This window comes from Bacillus sp. NMCN1, from assembly GCF_002998085.1.
In the GTDB taxonomy this organism is placed as follows: Bacteria; Bacillota; Bacilli; order Bacillales; family Bacillaceae; genus Bacillus.
Genome location: NZ_PVQL01000001.1, coordinates 293,386 through 314,771 on the forward strand (window position 1 = coordinate 293,386; position 21,386 = coordinate 314,771).

The window sequence follows — 21,386 nt, forward strand, 5'->3', positions numbered from 1 at the left end:
GTCCTTCGTGTCTCATTTTTCTATCGTAAAACTCCACTATAAACTCATTCAAAAAATTTCGATGGGAATAGACTATATGGAATAAAAAAATTAGAGAAGGAGGCATTATCGTGGGAAATATAACACAGGATTTATCGGCTCTTGGTTTAAACATCTCGCAAAGTGTAGGTTTTGATAAAAACCAATCCGCAAGTTCGAAATTTAATGGGCTTTTTGCGGGACTTACACCAGGTACTGCTCTCGGTATCGTCGGTGATTCAGGTTATTTTTATGGACCGGGTAGTTTTGTCACTTATAACCAAACAGCGGGCATTGTATTTTTTAATGACCCAACTTCGGTTGGAGGTACTGCAACTAGTTTAATAGATGTGAACAAGATTGAAAGTGTAACGTTCACTGGTTAAATATAGTAGACTTTCGGTAAAATGTGAATAAACCTATAGCTGGCATACGTTGGTATTAAATTAAGGGGAGATTTCCAGGGGAATAATCGAATTAAGCAATGAAGTTGCTAACGCTATATTCATTTGAAGATGTACAGAAAATGTTTTCATCATATAAGAAAAAATCATTCAGCTTTTTGCTGGGTGATGTTTTTCTTATATCAATAAACAGCTTAAAACAAAGTCGATTGGACATATAACAATTGAGGGGATCACGATTGAGTGTTTTTTACTAAAAGAACAGACCGTTAATCGATCTGTCAGCTAGCTCCTTATAGAGGATTTTGTTGTTGAATCATTCAATAGATTCAATAACAAGTGTCTGTAGAATCAAAACTTGATGCCATTTCTTCTTCATCACTTCATTCATCAGCATGTCCCCATGCTATACTTTGACTAGATCAATTTGTAAATGGAGGATCATGATAGGGGGAGCATTGTGTTATTCATCATAGGTATCGTTATCGCTTTTTTTATTGCTTTTTTAGGCTTTACTGTTTTATTAGAAGTTGGTAATGGCGTGGGAACTGCTATCAGTATAATTGGTGCAATGATCATTTTACTGATAGCGGGTAGATTACAAAGAAAGAGAGAACAGAACGATCCAAATATCATGTTAGACAAGATGATGATGCTCTTTCACGAAGATGGGTTTCACTCCTCAAAATACTTCTTTTCACAAAATGTTGACAAGGCATTGGCTGTTAATGAAGAGGCAAAGAAAATACGTTTTATTAAACATCAATCTGGCGGGTCATCTCGTAAATCTACATTTGCAGTCACTGACCTTTCACTGAAAGATATTCATCAAGTCGAAATTTTAGAAGATGGTGTACCGAGTGAACATTCAATTGAGATCGACTATACAGGAGCGTTTTCAGAAGAGATTTCGACGCTTCAATTAAGGTTAACAATGAATGATAAAGAAAAATCAACTATCACCATCACTTTTCTGCAATTTGATTTACCTGTTAGTAAGAATAACGCTGAATATTTGGCTGAACGAGAAAGTTTGGATGAGTTGTATCATGATATTGATGTAATGATGAAATCTGCTGATTAAATACATTCCATGAAGTTACTATAAAGAAAGGAGTCACAGTTTCATGTGATTCCTTTTTTTATCTTGGTTCTTGATCACCTATAGCATGGTGGAATTTAATGAAAATAGTAGGGTGAAGTGAACCGGAAAATTTCTCGTCCCATTTTCTTTTACACATAAAATGAACTACTGACAAGGCTGGTCCGGTTATTGTAGTTGAATGTTTTTCTCAAAAATGAATAAAGATAGACTAGACACGAAAACGAGCATTGATATTGATATGACTCATGTGATGAGGAGGAAACATAAATGCAAAAGCTTTGCAGGGAAGTCTGGATCGAAGTCAATCTTGACGCGATTAAAAGAAATATCCAAGCCATTCAAGCGCATATTCCGAGGAAAAGTAAGATCATGGCTGTCGTGAAGGCGAATGCTTATGGACACGGTTCAGTGGAGGTAGCCCGGCAGGCACTGGAAAGCGGTGCGACGGAGCTTGCGGTTGCTAGTTTGGAGGAAGGCATTGTATTGAGGAGAGCAAAAATTGAAGCACCGATTCTGGTTCTTGGATTTACCCCGCTAGATTGTGTGAAAAGGGCTGCGGCCTGGAGAATTGACCTCTCCGGCCTTCGAGAAGACTGGATTGTTGAAGCAAATGAGATCTTAGCGGAAGAAGATAGTCAGCGCCGGCTTGGGATTCATGTCAATGTCGACACAGGGATGGGACGATTAGGTGTACGAACGAAGGAAGAGCTGTTAGGAGTGGTTGAGGCACTTGAAAAGAGTGAAAACCTTAGATGGGACGGGATTTTTACGCATTTCTCCACTGCGGATGAGCCTGACCCTGATTTCACGCTACTGCAACACAGCATTTTTATTGATTTTCTTCGGTTTTTGAAAAAACAAGGAATTAAGCTGCCGACCGTACATATGAACAATACAGCGGCTGCCATCGCGTTCCCTGAATTTAGCGCCGATATGATTCGGCTTGGCATTGGGCTATATGGGCTGTATCCTTCGCAATACATTGAAAGCTTAGACGCTGTTCAGCTAGAGCCCGCTCTCAGTTTAAAAGCAAGGATTGCGTTCGTGAAAGAAATGGTGACAGAGCCAAGGACCGTCAGCTACGGTGCAACGTATGTAGCAAAACCTGATGAAGTCATTGCAACCATACCGATCGGTTACGCAGATGGGTACTCACGTGCTTTATCAAATCGGGGATTTATGCTTTTCCGCGGAAAACGAATGCCGATTGCTGGCCGAGTCACAATGGATATGACGATGATCAGTTTAGGAGAAATGAAAGCAAAGCAAGGCGAGGAAGTTGTCATTTACGGCCGTCAAAAGGGCGGAGAAATTTCTGTCGATGAAATTGCTGAAATGCTCAATACGATCAACTATGAAGTCATCGCCACCTTAAGCCGCCGCGTCCCAAGGTTTTATCGTCGAGGCGGGAAGATTATTAAAATATCGACGCCGGTGATGTATGTGTGAGGGTAAATAGAAGGTGTACTTTGGAAATATTCATTCTGGTGAATAATGATAAAAATTAAATTTTATTACAATTATGTATATAAAAGGAGGGTTATTTAAGATATGGAGGGAAAAAATGATCAAAAAAGGATTATTTCTAGTGCTTTTGACCATTTTTATGATGGTCGCAATTCAATTCTAATTCTGTGAAAAAAAGTATAAGTGAATTGACTGAAGCTAGAGTTGGATCAAGTGCTGTAACACTTGATGGTACGATATATATCATAGGTGGAAGGAATTTCAAAGAATATTATCATTCAAAATCGATTAAAAGTGATTACAAATCAGTGATTTCTATCTCATTAAAAGATTTGCAGATTGCTGAAGGTGAAACAAAACCAGATGATGGAACAAGCGAAGAACCAAAGGATCAAGACGGAACAAAACCAGGTGATGGGTCAACAGAAGAGAGCTACTGATTTTAAATCAGTAGCATTTTTTTATAGAATTGTTAAAATTAGGATCAACGTCATGAAAAAATGATATATTTTTTTAGAAATCTGCTAAACATCCTATAATCACATCCGATAATAAAATTGTCAGGGTTGATAAGCCCTAGAATAAAGGACTTTTTTCAGACAAGGACGTCTGTCAGGTCCCACATACATGGAGGTAATAGGAAATGAGAATTAACCACAATATCGCAGCACTTAACACATTGAACCGTTTATCTGCAAACAACAGTGCTAGCCAAAAGAACATGGAGAAACTTTCTTCTGGTCTTAAAATCAACCGTGCAGGAGATGACGCAGCAGGTCTAGCAATCTCTGAAAAAATGCGTGGACAAATCCGCGGCTTAGAAATGGCTTCTAAAAACTCACAAGATGGTATCTCTCTTATCCAAACAGCTGAGGGTGCATTGACTGAAACTCACTCAATCCTTCAACGTGTTCGTGAATTAACAGTTCAAGCGGGTAACACTGGTACTCAAGATGCAACAACAGATCTTAAAGCTATCCAAGATGAAATTGATAACCTTCTTGATGAGGTAGATGGAATTTCTGAACGTACAGCATTCAACGGTAAAAACCTTCTTGATGGTACTCAAACTGATGGATTTACTTTCCAAATTGGTGCTAACAAAACACAACAGCTGACAGTTCAAATTAGTGACATGAGTACTGCTGCTACTGGTCTTGATATGTTGAAAGCTGATTATGTTGTAACAACTGCTACAACAGCTAATACAGATGCTCTATTAGACAAAGTAGATGCTGCAATCAATAAAGTATCTTCTGAGCGTGGTAAACTTGGTGCGGTTCAAAACCGTCTAGAGCACACAATCAACAACCTTGGTGCATCTTCTGAAAACTTAACAGCTGCTGAGTCTCGTATCCGTGACGTTGACATGGCGAAAGAAATGAGTGAGTTCACAAAGAACAACATTCTTTCTCAAGCGTCTCAAGCAATGCTTGCACAAGCGAACCAACAGCCACAAAACGTACTTCAATTACTACGTTAATGAAGAGCCCCTTTTATGGGGCTTTTTTTTATGCTGTTTTTTCTTCGTATTTTCTCCAGTCTTATGATTCTTAAATCCCTCTGACAAATCATGAAAAATGGCCTTTAAATTTGGCATACTCTAGCGAAACGATCATAACGAATGAGACTTTTACCTCATTTATCCCTTTTTTGTTAAACAAATTCCATTAAAGTTCGATAAATGGATTGTAAGGCTTACAAAAAAATTCTAATTTAGAACTTTTGGACAAGGATGTTCAATTGGTTCAAACACATGGAGGTCATGAAACATGAGAATTAACCACAATATCGCAGCACTTAACACACTGAACCGTTTGTCTGCAAACAATGGAGCAGGGCAAAAGAACATGGAGAAGCTTTCTTCTGGTCTTCGTATCAACCGTGCAGGAGATGACGCAGCAGGTCTAGCCATCTCTGAAAAAATGCGTGGACAAATCCGCGGATTAGAAATGGCATCTAAAAACGCACAAGATGGTATCTCTCTTATCCAAACGGCTGAAGGTGCATTAACTGAAACACATGCGATTCTTCAACGTATGCGTGAATTGACAGTTCAAGCGGGTAACGTCGGTACTCAACAAACAGAAGATTTAACAGCTATTCAAGAAGAACTCACTGCATTGGTTGATGAAATTGATGGGATTTCTCAGCGCACAGCATTTAACGGAAAGAATCTGTTGGATGGTAGTGTTGAAGATGGATTCCAATTTCAAATTGGCGCAAACATTGAGCAAAATATCAACGTTCAGATCGGCAAAATGGACGCTGAAACCTTGACTGTCAAAGATATTAAAGTAAATGAAGATGGTTTTGACTTTGACGTCGAAGTAGCAAAAATTGATGAAGCCATCGGCGCAGTATCTAAACAGCGTTCAGCACTTGGTGCAGTCCAAAACCGCCTCGAGCACACAATCAACAACCTTGGTGCTTCTGCTGAAAACTTAACAGCTGCTGAGTCTCGTATTCGTGACGTTGACATGGCGAAAGAAATGAGTGAGTTCACAAAGAACAACATTCTTTCTCAAGCGTCTCAAGCGATGCTAGCTCAAGCAAACCAACAGCCGCAAAACGTACTTCAATTATTACGTTAATGAAAAAGCCCCACGAAGGGGCTTTTTTTGTTTCAATCTAATGATAGCAGGTGCTGCAAACGAAAGTCAGGAACCGCTTCATGGAAAAAAGCTCGATTGCCTTCATCACCCTATTGATCCCACTGACTCCACCATCCAGCAGTTTCTCCAGAGGTGTCGGCTTGAATCATGTCATGCAGCTGTTCTAAGTTGATGATGTCTTTTTCGATTCTGTTAAGAAAGATTGCATCCGGTGATACGCCTCAAGACGTTCAGGTTGGTTGTTACTATAGCGTACTGTACGTAGCGATTTAAAAATCCTTGTACGAACGTCAAATGGGGAATGGCTGTTTCTCCTTTGAATTCAACACCTTCCCGCGCCATATCAGCAAACACTTGAAAGCTCGAAAAAAACATCTGATATTACAAAAATGATTAAAGGTATCTCGAAACAAACGAGTTTGCTAGGATTGAATGCGTCAATCGAAGCGGCCAGGGCAGGAAAAGAGGGGGCTGGTTTTAGTGTTGTAGCAAGTGAGGTTCAAAAGCTTTCAAGTGAAACTTCAAGTGCAACAGAAAACATCGAAAGCTCATTGCAAGGAATTTCCTCCAATATACATACATTACTTGAAAGTATGGACCATATGAAAGGTTCTTCATCGGAACAGGCTTCACTTGTGACGGAGTTTAGTGAAATTGTTGAACGATTGACGACGGTTAGTAAAGATATGAAGGAATTTATGCAAACCGTGATGTCAACGTAAAAAACGAATCCAAGAGGGATTCGTTTTTTTGATGCGCTATTTTCTTTTGTTCTGATCAAAGCGATAATCATACGTGTCGCCCTTCACCACATTTAAAAACTCATGTCCAATTTGAACAAGCTGTCCGTTTTTCCATTGGATGAGAGGGTCTTTATCAGGGTATTTCCAGTAAATCGTTTTCTTGCGGTGGGTCAGTTTGTTTTCAATTTCTGCTCTGACTGCGTTTTCCTTTAGCTTTCCTCCGCTATGCTGATAGGTGTTGATGATGTACATTCCGTCAGGTGATGACATCGAGCGGATGAATGTTCCGTGAGACACGCCTTGAAGAGAGAAACATTTCCAATAAATAATGCCAGCGAAGCTAAGGAGTAAGATGATAAGGGTGAGGGTGGTTTTCTTTTTTAACATGAATTCCTCCAGATGTAGATCACAATATTTCTAATTTATGAGAGAGAATACAAAAAGATTCATATAGTCCAAAAGTTCTATTCCTTTCAATTATCGGTCATTTTTTCTCAAAATTCAACAGAAAGCCGTAAATGTAAGGAAAATTTAAGGAAAAATTCAAGTGGTGTATTTGATTCGAAACCTCTTTACAAAAGAATGAGGGATCAGTAGACTTATGCTCATATAGAGAAATGGGGCAGATGACATGAGGCAAATCAACGATACGTATCAAAGTTATGAAGAGCTTTCCGCTCATGAACGAAAAGGCATTGATTATCAAATTCTTCACGAGCGGAAAGGTGACCAGCTTCTGGTTTTGTCGCCTCATGCCGGAGGAATTGAATCCGGCGTGAGTGAGCTCATTCATGAAATATCTAGCGATTGTTCTATGTATTTATTTGAAGGCCTTAAAGTAAAAGGCAATCATGTTCTTCATATTACAAGTACACGTTTTGATGAGCCGATTTGCCTTTCACAGGTGCATACCCATCATTATACGTTTGCACTCCATGGTTACGGAGAAACAGAGGAGCTTCAAACGTTAGTGGGAGGTACGGACAGAGAAAGAGCGGCAGAAACAGTGAAACGTTTAACGCTAAATGGCTTTCACGCATTGCTGCTATCTGAATCTGATCGTTTTTCTGGAACACATCCTGATAATATTAATAACCAATGTCTGACAGGCCAAAGTGTACAACTTGAAATTAGTCAGGCGCAAAGAAGAGCATTCTTTCAAGACTTTAGGCGTCGCTACCGGCGTGATACACAAACTGAACAATTTTATCGATACACAAATGTACTCAAACAAGTATTAGCCCTTTATGAATAAACTATATCGATTTATGTCCGAGTATTTACGTTTGATAAACGGCTTCTTTTTCTGCTACCCTTTCTGCTTTCATTAAATAAGACGTAAACTCCTGTTGAAAGCGAATGCCTGCTTTTCGCTGTTCGAATAAGGCAAGCCGCTTTTCAGCAAAAGCCCAGGTGACGTGAAACGTTTGAGCAATATGCAAAATGGCTTGCTGCCGAAGGGTTGGAAGCTTCATTTGCAGCAGCATAAAGGTTGGAACACAAAAGTGATACATGAATTGTTTTGCCTGAAACTCCTGCAGTTCTCGAAAAAGTTTGTTCATTTTGAAATGATTGCCTGTATGCTTTAGCACATGACAAAGCTCGTGGGCAAAATCCTGCCATTGTTCTTCAGGTGATAGGGATCTGTTTAATATAATACTGTAAAGACCTTGATGCTGGATCATCATGCTGCCAGTCTCCTCGTAGTGAACCCATACATGAAATTCAGAAGCGATCCTTTGCATCTCTCTATAAGCAGGACCGCTTATTTGTAATTGAGCATATAACCGCTTAATATCTTCTTCTAAATGGGTTAAAAAACCAGTCATTTAAAAACCTCCATGCAAACGTACGTTCTATTTTTGGCGTAAAAGAAAAGTCCATATAGGACTAAATAGCTAATTGAGCTATTTCTTATTTTTTATATCGGCTTATTTTTAACAATTTTAACATAAAATCAAGGAAAATTGGAATTAATTCCTGTTTTTTTCTGTATTTTTGCACTTTCCACTACTAAAAAAAGTGGATTGAATTTGAATTTTACCATAATCTTCTCATGAAAACAAACAAGTATCGTCTTACGAACGCCACCGATTGATGAGAAAGATCAATTCAATCTAGCAAAAGGGAGTGCAGAACATGGTACAAATTTATCAAGATTTTATTCCAGTAGGAAACGGAAACCGGCCAGGATATGCGATGACACCGGAGTATGTGACGGTGCATAACACAGCAAACACGTCAAAGGGAGCGGATGCGAAAAGTCATGCGGCCTATGTAAAACGCCCAGCGACAGAGGTGAGCTGGCATTTTACAGTGGATGATCATGAAATCTTTCAGCATCTGCCGTTAAATGAAAACGGCTGGCATGCAGGGGATGGACATGGGAATGGTAACCGGAAGTCGATCGGAATTGAAATTTGTGAGAATGAAGATGGGAATTTTCAGCAAGCGGTGAAACATGCACAATGGCTTATTCAAAAGCTATTAAAAGAACATCACATTCCGATAGCAAACGTGGTCACACATCAGCATTGGTCTGGAAAAGCATGTCCACGCCAGCTTCTTTCTACATGGGGTGAATTTAAAAAAGGAATTGAAACGGCAGAAGATCCGGAGACGGTCATCACGTATGTCGTTAAAAGCGGGGATACGTTAACGAGTATTGCAAAAGCTCACGGGGTCACAGTTCAAGATTTACAGGAGTGGAATGACATTAGTGATCCGAATAAGATTCAAATTGGACAGGTTCTCAAAATTTATCGTAACGATGCAAAGAGCATGTATGAGCTGCCAGATGGGGTTTTAAAGGTGACTTCTCCATTGACAAAGGGAGAGCACGTACGACTCGTCCAACAAGCGCTTGCTGCTGTTTATTTTTATCCTGATAAAGCAGCTGCAAATAAAGGAATAGACGGAGTTTACGGAGAAAAAACGGCGAACGCTGTAGCGCGTTTTCAGCTGATAAATGGTCTGACAAGCGATGGGGTATACGGACCTAAAACGAAGGAAAAACTTCTGAAGCTGTTAAATCAGTGAGTGTTTCTGTTTGTATGATTGGATAACTGCTTCACTTTGTTCATTTAATCGAAGAATATAAGGCGACGACTTATATTCAGCAAACTGAACATATCTCAATTGTTTGATTTTCTTTTTCATTTATTGGCACCTCAATCGTTCAGCGTATAGATTATTGTATGCAAGTCTATGTGAAAATGGAAGAAGGACGCGGATTTTTGTTCCGCGTCCTTTAGTGTAATCAAGCCCTTTTATTTTTATACTCATCCAAGAGCTGTTCATTCTTTTTAAAAATACGCTCTGTATGGGGGCTTACCTTGTAATCCGCCATACTGATATGGCGCTTTTTCTTTAAAATCTTAAAAGGGTTTTTCTTGCGATTGTTGCTATCCCCTTGAAGTGCGTGGTCCATCTTCATCACCTTCCTCTTCGTCAGGCAAGATTAGATCATAAATTGTTGTAAGTGACGTCATTAATAAATAGTCGAACTCAGTGACAATCTCATCAGAGGTGAGCTTAATGACAAAGTGATCATCTGCTACAGAAAACGGGATGAGCACCAATTTGCCGAAATCATCATAATAGACTTCCTGCCTGTCAAGCTTCGCCTGAATAAGAGCTCGCTGGTCAAGTGTCCGCAGCAGGTCATCTTTTTGTTCCTGCGTATCGTATGGACAAAGAACCGCTTGAATATTCATCTTATCGGCAAAAGAATAAATGAGCCGCTCAATTCCCTCTATATATGCCTCTACACTTCCATAATATACATGGATCGGTTCGTTTTTCAATAGGTATTGGTACGTTTTTAGCTTATTGAGGTAAGAATGAAGTAGATCGTTATTTTGTTCTAGGAGTTGGTGGGTGTCGGTTTCCAGTTCGTGATTTCCGAGTTTTTTAATATAGGAGCTGAGAAAGATGAATGCATCGGTTAATGCAAAAAAAACGGCAATAATCAAGTAGTGCATCCAATCGGTGAAGATTGAAGAAGGGTCATTTGTCCAGTACACAACAGCACCAGCTACATAAATCCAATACCACGTTTTACGAATGGCAAACATCTTTTCTTTTACTTTTTGTTCAAATCGCCATACGGCAAATACATATACAGCAAGAGCACCTAGCAATAACCACACGGTCAATTGAAAAAATAATAGCATGTTCTTCTCTCCCATAGACAGCTGGATACTTATTTATTTCTATGGATATGATTGGAAACCCTGCTTCATGAAAAAATGGTTTGTAGGAATAAGGTGTTGAAGTGTGCGGGCAAATAAAAAAAGACCTGTCAGACAGGTCTTTGATATTAAATCATCGCATTTAACACAAAGTATATAAGAGCCCCTAGAGTTCCCGAAATCGGTAATGTGATCACCCAAGTGACAAGCATGCGTTTTGCCGTACCCCAGTTTACTCCTTTTACTCTGTGTGCAGAACCTACACCTAGAATAGAAGATGAGATCACGTGAGTGGTACTAACAGGTAAGTGAATAAATGTCGCACCGAAGATAATAGCTGCACCCGTTAAGTCGGCAGATACTCCGTTTACTGGACGAATTTTCATAATTTTACCGCCGACTGTTTTAATAATCTTCCAGCCGCCAATAGAAGTACCTAGTCCCATTGCAAGCGCACAAGAGAATTGTACCCAGAAAGGAATGTCATCTGTTGTATGCAAATTACCTGCAATTAAAGCCATCGTAATAATTCCCATCGCTTTTTGCGCATCGTTTGTTCCGTGGGTATACGATTGCAGTGCAGCAGTTAAAATTTGAACACGTCGGAATTGTTTATTTGTTTTTGCGAGATTGTTGTTTCTGAATATAATTTTGATAATGGTATACACGATATATCCCAATACGAAAGCTAGGATAGGTGAAAGCAATAGTGCTTGAATGATTTTAATGAACCCCGAATAGTTTAAAGCGCCAAAACCAGCAGAGGCAATAACAGCTCCTGCAATTGATCCGATCAGTGCATGCGAAGAACTACTCGGAATCCCGTAATACCAAGTAAGCAAGTTCCAAGTAATGGCCGCAATTAAAGCAGCCAAAATGACGACAGAACCGTTTTGAAGTGTAAAAGGATCTGCTATGTCTTTTGTAATGGACTTTGCCACACCTGTAAATGTCATTGCTCCTAAGAAGTTCATGAACGCTGCCATAATAATAGCATGTCTAGGCTTTAACGCCTTTGTTGAAACCGAAGTGGCAATGGCATTTGCTGTATCGTGGAATCCGTTGATGAAATCAAAAGCAAGTGCACAAATGACAATAAATATGGTAAGGATGAGTAATGTGTCCATGTTTAACTAACCCCGTTACGCATTCTTCATAATGATTGTTTCTAGATTGTTGGCAACACTTTGACAGGAATCAGCGATTTCTTCAAGTGTTTCGTAAATTTCTTTGTATTGAATGACCTTGATTGGATCAGTTTCTTTTCCAAATAAGTTCTTTAGTGATTTACGATAAAGATTGTCACAATTATGCTCGATCTCTTTGATTTTGATTGCGTGTGGTTGAATATCTTTTAAGCGATTTTCAGCCAGTAAATCAATTGTAATTAAAATTTCCTTTGCACATTCTCTGATGTAGTGGCTGAATTTGTCGATATGTTCGTCAGAGCTTGTCATTGAATAAATTTCCATTGTCGCTGAAAAATGCTCAATTCCATCTAAAACATCGTCGAGGCTATTCGTCAATTGAAGTATGTCTTCACGTTCAATCGGTGTAATAAAGGCTTTGTTCAGCTCTTTAATCATAGTATGAACATGATTATCACCTTTTGTCTCATATTCCTTCAATGTGTCAGAAAATTCTTTCAGAGTGGTTTGATTTGTTACTTTATAGCTAACAAAATACTCAGCAGTTTCATCTAAATTTTTAGCAATTTCCGTTAACAAGACGGAAAACTTGTCTTTTTTCCTTTTTAACATGTAAAAACCCTCCATTGTATAAATGAGACAATGCACACATCAAATAATTATATATTCTTTTGTCGAAAAAAAACAGGTGTAGTCGAAAATTTCTTCACTTTTTCTATTTGATCTTATTCTGACCTAAAGAAGTGTTCTCAACACACCTTTTTCAGAAAGGAGAAAAGAAATGAAAAAAGCGGTCCATTTTTGGCGCCGCTTAAAGCTTAAGAAGCTGAATAAACAAGTTTAAATCGCTCGCAAACTAGGAGCATGTCTTCTTTGAATTCTAATCCGTACGGTTTGAGTGCTTCTGTAAAAAATTCTTGATGGGCTCTGTACCAATAGTTATATGAAAGATCGCCTTCACCTTCTGCTTGTGCAAATGATTCTGGAACCTCATTCATTGGCATGACATCTACATGCGTGATCTCTATGATGGCTCTTGGTTCGTCATGGCTGTCCAAAATGACAGCATATTGTCCTGCCTTTGGAAGCGGCTCCTGTTCCTTTTCGTAAAAAAGGTGTCCAGAACAAGTGGCTGTTTTTTTCCCTTGCAAAACAAGGTCAAGCAAATGATCTGGGTCTGCTCCAAATGCCCAAGCGGAAACAGACACGTCAATTGGTGCACTTTCTGATTTTTCTTCCCAATATTTTTCCCAAAATAAGGTGCTTTTGTGATTCATCATTCTTCCCCCTTTGTGATGCGTTTATTATACCGTGAAATCAAAGACATGGAAGTGTTATGTCTTTATCCCTACTTATTAAGTGTGTCATATGTTTTGAAAATCCGCATTATATTTGATGAATATAGGAAGATATAATGAAAATTTTAGAAATTTTAGAATAATCTATTGTATTCTGGTCAAGAAGTCGGTATGGTCAAAGTAAGAATATGGAAGGGGTGTTGTGTATGAAACGCATTTCTCTAACTGTTTTGTCCATATGTCTGTTGGTTTTCTCGTTTTTTCTGCCTGTCAGTCAGGTCACTGCAAACGAAACTCATGGGAATAAAGTAGCTGTTGGGAAAGATGGCATGGTGGCTACTGCCCATCCGCTCGCATCAGAAGTCGGTGCTGATGTATTAAAGAAAGGTGGTAACGCTGTTGACGCTGCTGTTGCCATTCAGTACGCACTGAATGTGACAGAGCCAATGATGTCTGGAATTGGCGGCGGAGGATTTATGATGGTTTATGATGGGAAGACAAAAGAAACATCCATCATCAATAGTCGAGAAAGAGCACCACAAGGCGCAACACCAGACATGTTTTTAACAGATGAGGGGGAAGTCATCCCGTTCGCTGAGCGATCCACACACGGTAATGCTGTTGGTGTTCCAGGGACTGTGAAAGGTCTTGAGGCGGCCTTAGATAAGTGGGGAACCCGCTCGATGAAGGAATTGATCGAGCCTTCCATTCAGCTTGCAGAGGATGGATTTGAAATCGATTCTGTCCTGGCAAAAGCCATTGATGATCATCAAGGAAAATTGAAAAAAACGGCCGCTGCACCAATTTTTCTTCCAGATGGTCAGCCGCTCAAAGAAGGGGACCTCCTAGTTCAGCCAGGTCTTGCAAAAACATTTAAGCTCATTGCAAAAAAAGGAAGCAAAGCATTTTATGAAGGAAAAGTAGCAAAGGCACTTGCAAATACAGTCCAAGATTTTGACGGGACGATGACAACTGATGACATTGTTCGTTATGAGGTCGAGACTGACAAGCCTATCTGGGGAGACTATAAAGGATACCAGCTTGCAAGTATGCCTCCACCAAGCTCAGGCGGGGTGTTTATGCTACAAATGCTCAAAATACTTGATCACTTTAACCTATCTCAATATGACCCCAAATCATTCGAAAAATATCAGCTGCTTGCTGAAACAATGCATCTCTCCTATGCTGACCGTGCTGCATATGCCGGCGACCCCGAATTCGTAGATGTTCCACTAAACGGACTATTAGACGATGATTACATTTCAGAAAGAGCCTCTCTTATTCAATTAGATCAAATGAATCGTAACCCTAAAGAAGGAGATCCATGGGCGTATGAGGATGAAAAAAACCCATCCCCTATTGTCCCGCAGCCAGAAGATAAAACCATTGGTGAGACCACACATTTTACTGTTGCTGATCAGTGGGGAAATATAGTGTCATTCACGACAACCATTGAACAGTTATTTGGTACAGGGATTCTCGTCCCGGAATATGGTTTCTTCTTAAACAATGAACTAACAGATTTTGATGCAAGACCCGGCGGAGCAAATGAAGTTCAGCCGAATAAACGACCATTGTCCAGTATGACACCGACCATCATTTTTAAAGATAATAAGCCTGTCATGACAGTAGGATCACCGGGAGGAACGACCATCATTGCTTCTGTTTCACAAACCATTTTAAATTTGCTTGAATATGACATGGAGCTTCAGGATGCAGTTGAAGAACCAAGAATTTATACAAACAGTCCAACTTCTTATCGTTATGAAGTAGGTGTCCCTCTCGATGTGAGAACAAAGCTTAATGATATGGGGCATCGTTTTGGCAGTTCGCCTATTGATATAGGAAATGTTCAAGCACTACTCATTGATCGAAAAGCAGGAACCTTTACTGGAGTGGCTGACTCCTCGAGAAACGGAACTGCCGTTGGCGTCAATTTAAAGCTCTCTGCCGATTAAGAACATTTCCCGGGAAAAGAAGCGCCTCTTGAGGATGGCGTTTCTTTTTTGTCTAAATATAAGGAAAACAGAGCTGAAACCTGAGAATAGTTTGAATCATACATAGCTGATCAGACAACCGAAGGCTCTTGGCCATTTGAAGTACAGGACTGTGATGTATTTCAATGGCTAAGGGTCTTTTTTGCGCGTATGAATGACAAGGTTGCTGCTGACATCAAAGAGCGGGTACCGAGCTTTTAGAGGTTGTTCAGTTAACGAATCGATTTGTATCTGAGTTTTTAGATAGAAGAAGTCATATTTAACGCGTATTTGAAGAGAGATGCAGCAAAGACTGCATCTTTTTTATAAAAATTTTCCTAGGAACATTGACTTATAATTTCGAATATTATAATATCTTTACAAAGGTAACAGCATTGAACATTTTTCGGGATGTATAATTGTAAGCGCTTTATAAAAGGCTCTATTCCAAAATGTTCTTTCTTTTTGTTACATGTGTTCATATTTATTCCAAATGAAAGGGGTGGTTGTTTGAACAACTTGTTTGAGTTAGATGAACAGCTGATCAAGCTGCAGTACGATGCATCTTCGAGAGAGGAGGTGACCACATATTTAGCAGAGCGATTAGAAGCCGGAGGATACATTAAATCGAGCTTTTTACCAGCAGTGCTTGAAAGAGAAAAAACATATCCTACAGGCCTTCCACTTGCGACCTTTGGGGTAGCGATTCCACATACAGATCCTGAGCATGTGAACAAACCTGCGATAAGTGTAGCCACTTTAAAGGAACCTGTTATGTTTCACAAGATGGGGAGCCCTGATGAAACCGTGCTAGCCAAAATTGTGTTCGTCCTAGCAATCTCTGAACCTAGTAAGCAGCTCGTGATGTTAGAGAAGCTCATGACACTTTTTAGAAAAGAAGAAGTGATGACGAGGCTGTCTCACATGACATCGTATGAAGAAGCGGTTGACGTGCTTAAGCAAGAATTAAACCAATAGCCTTTCACAAAAAAATGTAAGCGCTTTATCTGAAAAATTCAGGAGGTGGATGTATGATCAAGCAAGCTGTCGATTTTATATTAGACCTTGGGCCAACTATTATGCTCCCGATTATTATGACGATTTTCGGTATGATTTTAAGGCAAGGCTTTAAGAAATCCTTCCGAGCCGGTATTACGATCGGCATTGGGTTTGTCGGTGTCAATCTTGTCATTAATTTGCTTGTGAGCGGCCTTGGACCAGCAGCAAAAGCCATGGTTAATTCCCTTGGGCTAAAGCTCGATATTTTGGATGTTGGATGGCCGATTGGAGCTGCTATATCCTTTGGTACACCCGTTGCCCCTTTGATGATTCCTCTTGTGCTTTTGTTAAATGTCATTTTATTGTCCGTTAACTTTACGAAAACGCTGAATGTGGATATTTGGAATTTCTGGCATTTGATTTTCGCAGCCTCTGTTACTTACTACGCTTATCATAATATGTTCTTGGCACTTGCTGTTGGTTTGATCGTCTCTGCTATCACGCTTAAATTAGCCGATTGGACGGCACCGACAATCGAACACCATTTTGGATTAAAAGGCGTATCGATGGCTCATGCTGAAACGGTCAACTTCGCGCCGCTTATGTATGCGTCCAACCGCGTCATTGATAAGATCCCTGGCTTAAACAAAATTCATGCTGATCCAGAAACATTGAAGAAACGTTTTGGCATTTTTGGCGAACCGCTTGTGATGGGTCTCATACTTGGTATCATTATTGGTCTTTTAGGCAGCTATGATGCGAAAGGCGTCATGACGCTTGGTATTCAAATGGCAGCAGTTCTTGTACTAATGCCAAGAATGGTTGCGTTATTAATGGAAGGTCTTATTCCAATCTCTGAGGGCGCACGTTCTTATATTCAAAAGCGCTTCCCTGGGAAAAATGTCTATATTGGTTTAGATACAGCGATTGTGATTGGACATCCGGCGAATATGGCGGTAGCCCTTCTTATGGTGCCGATTACGATTTTACTTGCTGTCGTTCTGCCTTACAATGGCATGCTCCCGTTTGCAGACTTATCGGTTCTTCCATTTACAGTTGTATGGGCAGTAGCAGCCGCTCGTGGAAACATTATTCGCGGTCTTATTAACAGTATTTTTACATTAATGATTGTCTTCTTTATCGCAACGAATCTCGCACCGCTTGCGACAACAATGGGGAAAGCAGTCGGGTTTGACTTCCCAGAAGGAGCCAATATGATTTCAGGTATTGACCTTGGTTCCCACGTCATTCCTTGGATCATGGTGAGACTTCTTGATCCGAGCAACCCGTACTTTATTGCAGCCATCATCTGTGCTCTGGCTTATGCGCTTCTATGGTACTGGGTGCGAAATGATATTAGAAAGCAGTATGCGAAAGAAATGGGCTTAGATCAGAAAGATCAATAAAAGAGCTGGAGGGATTCTTATGGCAAAGAAAATATTGGTTTCATGCGGAACAGCGGTTGCAACATCAACGGTTGTTGCCAAAAAGGTCGAAGAGACGTTAAAGGAAAAAGGATATGATGTCGTGGTTGAACAGTGCAAGGCATCTGAAGTCCCGCAAAAAGCGGAGGGCGCCGATTTAATCGTAACGACAACACCAGTGAGTGATACGAAAGGAACGCCTGTGATTCAAACATTATCCTTTTTAACCGGATTTGGCATTGAAGATGATATTGAAAAAATCATCGATCATATTAAGTAAACAATCATTCCATGGAGGAGCTTTCCCGGCTCCTTTTATATATCTGAAAGGAGGACGTCTCATGCAGCATCATGCTTATAGCCGAACGTCTGCAGTGTTGTCTATTTTTCTTCCAGCCGTACTCATCTGTCTGTTTTTTCTTTGGTCTCTTTATACGTTAATGTCAGCAGGACCTGAACCGTTAGCTGTGTTAGGCGTTTATACGCTGCCTATCCTCATGCTTTCTAGCATCACTGGACTGAACCAGCCGACAAACGTCATCATTAGTGAAGATAAACTCAAAATCGGAGCTTTTGGCAGATGGCACACATATGCGGTCTCTGATATTAAAGGAAAGCTTTTTATCAAGCCATACCCTCATATCGGAAAAGTTTATGTCAGGGTGGGTCCATCTCGCATATTTGGAGGACGTTACTGGATATCCAGTGAGATGAGTGAGTACAAGCAGCTTGTGCAAACGTTGCAGGATTTTGCGAAAGGTGATGAAAAGGAGGATGCAGCTACATGAAATCAGCTGTCTTTTATTCTTCAGAGGACATTCGGTATGAGGAGCGGAACCGGCCTGCGATTGGTGATGATGAAGTGCTATTAAGAATGCGTGCCTGCGGCTTATGCGGCACAGATATTTACAAAGCAACACATGAGACGGTACCTCCAGGAACGGTACTAGGGCACGAAATCGCTGGTGATATTGTTGAAACTGGAAAGCATGTAACAAATATAAAAACGGGAGACAGGGTTTATGTTGCGCACCATGTACCTTGCTTCACCTGTGACTTTTGTCAAAAGGGATTTTATACAATGTGTCCGCAGTTTGCAGCCACTAATGTAGAGCCAGGCGGGTTTTCAGAGTATATCCGCGTACCTGCTTTGCATGTCAAGCACACAATGGGCAAGCTCCCGAATGACGTCTCATATGAGCAAGGGGCGATGGTGGAGCCAGTCGCCTGCTGCCTGCACGGGTTTGAACGAGCACCTGTTCATCCAGGAGATTCTGTGCTGATCCTTGGAGCGGGGCAAATTGGCTGTATTCAACTACAGCTTGCCAAGCATTACTTGGCTGGGAAAGTGATGATAACGGATGTGAATGAGAACCGGCTGCTGCAAGCGAGAAATTTAGGTGCAGACGTCGCTTTTCATCCTGCCTCTGAGCCGGTGGAAGACCGGGTCATGAGAGAAACAAATGGAAAGGGAGCAGACCTCGTCATTATTTCTGTTGGGAGTAGTGCGCTTTTAAAAGAAGCGTTTCAAGCGGTAGCGAGAGGTGGAACGATTTTAGTGTTTGCTCATTTTCCAAAGGGAGACGTCTCCATTCCGGCTGATCGGTTTTTCCATGATGAAGTGAAAGTAGTTGGAGCCTATTCCTCACATCCTTATCATTATCTCGAAGCCCTTGAACTTCTAAGAGCAAAAGTAGTCAATACAGAAAAGATGGTGACGCATCGTTATCCGTTAAGTCAGCTCCTTCAGGCAATAGAATGCGCAAGTCATCCTGAAGGTGAGAGTGTCAAAATCATGATGTATCCAGATGAATGAGGGCGCACTAGATTGGAAGAGAAAGAGAAGTTCTTTAGAAAAGGGCTTTGCCTTTCTCTTTTTTTCTGATAAAAGATGAAAACGCTTAAAAATGAAAGAGAAATGCTTGACTTCAATGATACTTAAACGTATGATAATTACAAATGTAACATATAAGAACAAATGTAAAGGGGAGAGAAGAAATGCAAAAACAAATCACTTTGCCTGAACAGATTAGTCATGAGAGATTAGCAGATTTATATAAACAAATGTGGTTAGTGAGATATTTTGATGAAAAGGTCGATCAATTCTTTGCCAAAGGACTTATCCATGGAACCACTCATTTATGTGTCGGACAGGAAGCGTCAGCTGTTGGATCAATTGCCGTATTAAAGGACGAAGATAAGATCATCAGCACGCACCGTGGACATGGTCACTGTATTGCAAAAGGTGCAGAGGTCAATAAAATGATGGCAGAACTATTCGGACGTGAGACTGGCTATTGTAAAGGAAAAGGCGGCTCGATGCATATTGCTGATTTAGAAAAAGGGAACCTTGGTGCAAATGGAATCGTTGGCGGCGGGATCCCGCTTGCAACAGGCGCGGCGCTTACATCTAAAATGAAACAGGAAGGCTTTGTTGTTCTTTGTTTCTTCGGAGATGGTGCGACAAATGAAGGCAGCTTTCATGAAGCACTAAACCTTGCATCCATTTGGGACTTACCTGTTGTGTTCATTTGTGAAAACAACCAGTACGGCATGTCTGGCCCTGTGAAAGAAATGGTCAACATTGAAGACATTTCAACAAGAGCAGAAAGCTACGGAATACCAGGAAAATCGATTGATGGAAATGACATGGTCGAGATTATGAACACAGTAGATGAAGCAGTCAGCCGCGCAAGAGCTGGAGAAGGTCCATCACTCATTGAAATGAAAACGTATCGCTGGAAGGGCCACTCTAAGAGTGATGCGAAAAAATACCGTACACGTGAAGAAGAAACAGAGTGGAGACAAAAAGACGGAATTAAGCGCTTTAAGTCTCTCTTGATTGAACTAAATGTTTTGACAGAAGAGCAGGCAGCGGTCTTACAGGAAGAAGCGAAGCAGGAAATTGAAGCGTCTGTAGAATTTGCTAAAAACAGTAAAGAACCGTCAATCGATACACTATTAGAGGATGTATACGCCTAATTAGGAGGGGAATCACGTGACAAAAACAACAGTGAGAGAGATTTCATATTTAGAAGCCGTTCGAGAGGCTATGAGTCAGGAAATGAGAGAGAACCAAGATGTATTCATTTTAGGTGAGGATATCGGCGTATATGGTGGTGCTTTTGGGGTCACGCGCGGCATGATTGAAGAGTTCGGTCCAGAGCGCGTACGCAATACACCAATCTCTGAGGCTGCCATCGCAGGAGGTGCAGTCGGAGCGGCTTTGACAGGTATGCGTCCGATTTTAGAGCTTCAATTCTCTGACTTTATTACAATCGCAATGGATCAGCTTGTAAACCAAGCAGCCAAAACACGATACATGTTTGGCGGAAAAGGAAAAGTACCACTCGTTGTGAGAACACCAGCAGGATCAGGAACGGGTGCCGCAGCGCAGCATTCACAAAGCTTAGAAGCGTGGATGGCTCATATTCCGGGACTAAAGGTGGTTCAGCCTTCAACAGCTTATGATGCCAAAGGACTTTTAAAAGCAGCAATGGATGATGACAACCCTGTCATTTTCTACGAGCACAAGCTTTTATATAAAACAATCGGCGAAGTGCCTGAAGAGCCTTATTCGATTCCTTTAGGGAAAGCTGATGTGAAAAGAAGCGGGAAAGACGTCACAATTGTAGCAACAGCGATTATGGTACACAAAGCATTAGAAGCGGCGAAGGAACTAGAAGCAGAGGGAATCGATGTTGAAATCATTGATCCAAGAACACTCGTCCCATTAGATGAAGAAACCATTATCGAATCTGTGAAGAAAACAGGTAAATGTATCGTGGTTCATGAGGCGGTCAAACGAGGCGGCTATGGCGGAGAGATTGCAAGTATGATAGCGGAAAGTGAAGCGTTTGACTACTTAGATGCTCCTATTAAACGTCTTGGCGGACTTGCGGTACCAATACCTTATAACCCAACGCTTGAAAAAGCGGTCATTCCACAAGTGCCAGATATTATTGAAGCAGTAAAAGAGCTTGTACGCTCTTAAAT

At 40.7% G+C, this 21,386-nt stretch carries 23 protein-coding genes and 1 pseudogene; 17 read left to right on the forward strand and 7 right to left on the reverse strand.

Annotated features, from left to right (window positions below; all coding sequences use genetic code 11):
• Positions 1-110 precede the first annotated feature (110 nt).
• The 7 genes and pseudogenes from C6W21_RS01605 to C6W21_RS01640 all read left to right on the forward strand — a co-directional run.
• Positions 111-404, forward strand: coding sequence for a hypothetical protein (locus C6W21_RS01605; RefSeq protein WP_106049054.1), 294 nt, complete (start codon positions 111-113; stop codon positions 402-404).
• A gap of 478 nt (positions 405-882) precedes the next feature.
• On the forward strand, positions 883-1,506 hold the full coding sequence (locus tag C6W21_RS01610; protein WP_106049055.1) for a hypothetical protein: 624 nt from the start codon (positions 883-885) through the stop codon (positions 1,504-1,506).
• 288 nt (positions 1,507-1,794) lie between these two features.
• Positions 1,795-2,976 (forward strand): alanine racemase, encoded by a 1,182-nt coding sequence (gene alr, locus C6W21_RS01615; protein ID WP_106049056.1) that lies wholly within the window; start codon positions 1,795-1,797, stop codon positions 2,974-2,976.
• A 206-nt stretch (positions 2,977-3,182) separates the two neighbouring features.
• The gene (locus tag C6W21_RS01620; protein WP_223249508.1) at positions 3,183-3,434 is read left to right on the forward strand and encodes a Kelch repeat-containing protein; all 252 of its coding nucleotides are present in this window, start codon (positions 3,183-3,185) and stop codon (positions 3,432-3,434) included.
• Between the two features lie 203 nt (positions 3,435-3,637).
• Positions 3,638-4,477: a flagellin Hag gene (gene hag, locus C6W21_RS01625; RefSeq protein WP_106049058.1), complete on the forward strand. Its 840-nt coding sequence runs from the start codon at positions 3,638-3,640 to the stop codon at positions 4,475-4,477.
• Positions 4,478-4,766: 289 nt separating this feature from the next.
• Positions 4,767-5,588 carry a flagellin Hag gene (gene hag / locus C6W21_RS01630; RefSeq protein ID WP_044141245.1) on the forward strand — a complete coding sequence of 274 codons (822 nt, stop codon included), beginning with the start codon at positions 4,767-4,769 and terminating at the stop codon, positions 5,586-5,588.
• A 365-nt stretch (positions 5,589-5,953) separates the two neighbouring features.
• Positions 5,954-6,331, forward strand: a pseudogene (locus C6W21_RS01640) (methyl-accepting chemotaxis protein); the annotation flags it as partial.
• A 36-nt stretch (positions 6,332-6,367) separates the two neighbouring features.
• Here C6W21_RS01640 and C6W21_RS01645 read toward each other — a convergent pair.
• Positions 6,368-6,739: a DUF5412 domain-containing protein gene (locus C6W21_RS01645; protein ID WP_044138938.1), complete on the reverse strand. Its 372-nt coding sequence runs from the start codon at positions 6,737-6,739 to the stop codon at positions 6,368-6,370.
• A 244-nt stretch (positions 6,740-6,983) separates the two neighbouring features.
• On the opposite strand from C6W21_RS01645, the gene C6W21_RS01650 reads away from it, so the two are divergent.
• Positions 6,984-7,607 (forward strand): poly-gamma-glutamate hydrolase family protein, encoded by a 624-nt coding sequence (locus C6W21_RS01650; RefSeq protein WP_106049059.1) that lies wholly within the window; start codon positions 6,984-6,986, stop codon positions 7,605-7,607.
• A gap of 25 nt (positions 7,608-7,632) precedes the next feature.
• Here C6W21_RS01650 and C6W21_RS01655 read toward each other — a convergent pair whose 3' ends face one another.
• Positions 7,633-8,181: an ImmA/IrrE family metallo-endopeptidase gene (locus tag C6W21_RS01655; RefSeq protein WP_106049060.1), complete on the reverse strand. Its 549-nt coding sequence runs from the start codon at positions 8,179-8,181 to the stop codon at positions 7,633-7,635.
• 310 nt (positions 8,182-8,491) lie between these two features.
• On the opposite strand from C6W21_RS01655, the gene C6W21_RS01660 reads away from it, so the two are divergent.
• The gene (locus C6W21_RS01660; protein ID WP_106049061.1) at positions 8,492-9,391 is read left to right on the forward strand and encodes an N-acetylmuramoyl-L-alanine amidase; all 900 of its coding nucleotides are present in this window, start codon (positions 8,492-8,494) and stop codon (positions 9,389-9,391) included.
• Between the two features lie 220 nt (positions 9,392-9,611).
• Here C6W21_RS01660 and C6W21_RS01665 read toward each other — a convergent pair whose 3' ends face one another.
• From C6W21_RS01665 to C6W21_RS01685, 5 genes are all read right to left on the reverse strand, one after another.
• A complete protein-coding gene (locus tag C6W21_RS01665) occupies positions 9,612-9,788 on the reverse strand; it encodes a type II toxin-antitoxin system SpoIISB family antitoxin (protein WP_106049062.1) in 177 nt (58 codons plus the stop codon).
• A complete protein-coding gene (locus C6W21_RS01670) occupies positions 9,757-10,527 on the reverse strand; it encodes a type II toxin-antitoxin system SpoIISA family toxin (protein ID WP_106049063.1) in 771 nt (256 codons plus the stop codon). The genes C6W21_RS01665 and C6W21_RS01670 overlap by 32 nt, the downstream gene beginning before the upstream one ends.
• 146 nt (positions 10,528-10,673) lie before the next feature.
• Entirely contained in the window at positions 10,674-11,672 is a 999-nt protein-coding gene (locus tag C6W21_RS01675; protein WP_106049064.1) for an inorganic phosphate transporter, read from the reverse strand.
• Between the two features lie 15 nt (positions 11,673-11,687).
• Complete coding sequence (locus tag C6W21_RS01680) at positions 11,688-12,305, reverse strand: DUF47 domain-containing protein (protein ID WP_003212390.1); 618 nt, start codon at positions 12,303-12,305, stop codon at positions 11,688-11,690.
• 206 nt (positions 12,306-12,511) lie between these two features.
• On the reverse strand, positions 12,512-12,970 hold the full coding sequence (locus C6W21_RS01685; protein WP_106049065.1) for an ASCH domain-containing protein: 459 nt from the start codon (positions 12,968-12,970) through the stop codon (positions 12,512-12,514).
• A 227-nt stretch (positions 12,971-13,197) separates the two neighbouring features.
• Here C6W21_RS01685 and ggt point away from each other — a divergent pair, with 227 nt between their 5' ends.
• The 8 genes from ggt (at position 13,198) to C6W21_RS01725 (ending at position 21,384) form a co-directional block, all read left to right on the forward strand.
• Positions 13,198-14,949 carry a gamma-glutamyltransferase gene (ggt, locus tag C6W21_RS01690; RefSeq protein WP_106049066.1) on the forward strand — a complete coding sequence of 584 codons (1,752 nt, stop codon included), beginning with the start codon at positions 13,198-13,200 and terminating at the stop codon, positions 14,947-14,949.
• Positions 14,950-15,477: 528 nt separating this feature from the next.
• Positions 15,478-15,945 carry a PTS sugar transporter subunit IIA gene (locus C6W21_RS01695; protein WP_106049067.1) on the forward strand — a complete coding sequence of 156 codons (468 nt, stop codon included), beginning with the start codon at positions 15,478-15,480 and terminating at the stop codon, positions 15,943-15,945.
• A gap of 53 nt (positions 15,946-15,998) precedes the next feature.
• A complete protein-coding gene (locus C6W21_RS01700; RefSeq protein ID WP_106049068.1) occupies positions 15,999-17,372 on the forward strand; it encodes a PTS galactitol transporter subunit IIC in 1,374 nt (457 codons plus the stop codon).
• Positions 17,373-17,391: 19 nt separating this feature from the next.
• A complete protein-coding gene (locus C6W21_RS01705; RefSeq protein ID WP_003212259.1) occupies positions 17,392-17,670 on the forward strand; it encodes a PTS sugar transporter subunit IIB in 279 nt (92 codons plus the stop codon).
• A gap of 61 nt (positions 17,671-17,731) precedes the next feature.
• On the forward strand, positions 17,732-18,178 hold the full coding sequence (locus C6W21_RS01710) for a hypothetical protein (protein WP_003211419.1): 447 nt from the start codon (positions 17,732-17,734) through the stop codon (positions 18,176-18,178).
• Entirely contained in the window at positions 18,175-19,206 is a 1,032-nt protein-coding gene (locus C6W21_RS01715; protein ID WP_106049069.1) for an alcohol dehydrogenase catalytic domain-containing protein, read from the forward strand. Before C6W21_RS01710 ends, C6W21_RS01715 begins: the two co-directional genes overlap by 4 nt.
• A 182-nt stretch (positions 19,207-19,388) precedes the next feature.
• Positions 19,389-20,372, forward strand: coding sequence for a pyruvate dehydrogenase (acetyl-transferring) E1 component subunit alpha (pdhA, locus tag C6W21_RS01720; protein ID WP_106049070.1), 984 nt, complete (start codon positions 19,389-19,391; stop codon positions 20,370-20,372).
• 31 nt (positions 20,373-20,403) lie between these two features.
• On the forward strand, positions 20,404-21,384 hold the full coding sequence (locus tag C6W21_RS01725; protein ID WP_106050186.1) for an alpha-ketoacid dehydrogenase subunit beta: 981 nt from the start codon (positions 20,404-20,406) through the stop codon (positions 21,382-21,384).
• Positions 21,385-21,386 lie beyond the last annotated feature (2 nt).

Coding starts and splice junctions, on each gene's coding strand:
- C6W21_RS01675 (WP_106049064.1), bottom strand. CDS start 11,672: ATGGACACATTACTCATCCTTACCATATTTATTGTCATTTGTGCACTT.
- C6W21_RS01645 (WP_044138938.1), bottom strand. CDS start 6,739: ATGTTAAAAAAGAAAACCACCCTCACCCTTATCATCTTACTCCTTAGC.
- C6W21_RS01705 (WP_003212259.1), top strand. CDS start 17,392: ATGGCAAAGAAAATATTGGTTTCATGCGGAACAGCGGTTGCAACATCA.
- C6W21_RS01700 (WP_106049068.1), top strand. CDS start 15,999: ATGATCAAGCAAGCTGTCGATTTTATATTAGACCTTGGGCCAACTATT.
- C6W21_RS01670 (WP_106049063.1), bottom strand. CDS start 10,527: ATGCTATTATTTTTTCAATTGACCGTGTGGTTATTGCTAGGTGCTCTT.
- pdhA (WP_106049070.1), top strand. CDS start 19,389: ATGCAAAAACAAATCACTTTGCCTGAACAGATTAGTCATGAGAGATTA.
- C6W21_RS01680 (WP_003212390.1), bottom strand. CDS start 12,305: ATGTTAAAAAGGAAAAAAGACAAGTTTTCCGTCTTGTTAACGGAAATT.
- C6W21_RS01655 (WP_106049060.1), bottom strand. CDS start 8,181: ATGACTGGTTTTTTAACCCATTTAGAAGAAGATATTAAGCGGTTATAT.
- C6W21_RS01715 (WP_106049069.1), top strand. CDS start 18,175: ATGAAATCAGCTGTCTTTTATTCTTCAGAGGACATTCGGTATGAGGAG.
- hag (WP_044141245.1), top strand. CDS start 4,767: ATGAGAATTAACCACAATATCGCAGCACTTAACACACTGAACCGTTTG.
- C6W21_RS01710 (WP_003211419.1), top strand. CDS start 17,732: ATGCAGCATCATGCTTATAGCCGAACGTCTGCAGTGTTGTCTATTTTT.
- C6W21_RS01685 (WP_106049065.1), bottom strand. CDS start 12,970: ATGAATCACAAAAGCACCTTATTTTGGGAAAAATATTGGGAAGAAAAA.
- ggt (WP_106049066.1), top strand. CDS start 13,198: ATGAAACGCATTTCTCTAACTGTTTTGTCCATATGTCTGTTGGTTTTC.
- C6W21_RS01650 (WP_106049059.1), top strand. CDS start 6,984: ATGAGGCAAATCAACGATACGTATCAAAGTTATGAAGAGCTTTCCGCT.
- C6W21_RS01660 (WP_106049061.1), top strand. CDS start 8,492: ATGGTACAAATTTATCAAGATTTTATTCCAGTAGGAAACGGAAACCGG.
- hag (WP_106049058.1), top strand. CDS start 3,638: ATGAGAATTAACCACAATATCGCAGCACTTAACACATTGAACCGTTTA.
- C6W21_RS01665 (WP_106049062.1), bottom strand. CDS start 9,788: ATGAAGATGGACCACGCACTTCAAGGGGATAGCAACAATCGCAAGAAA.
- alr (WP_106049056.1), top strand. CDS start 1,795: ATGCAAAAGCTTTGCAGGGAAGTCTGGATCGAAGTCAATCTTGACGCG.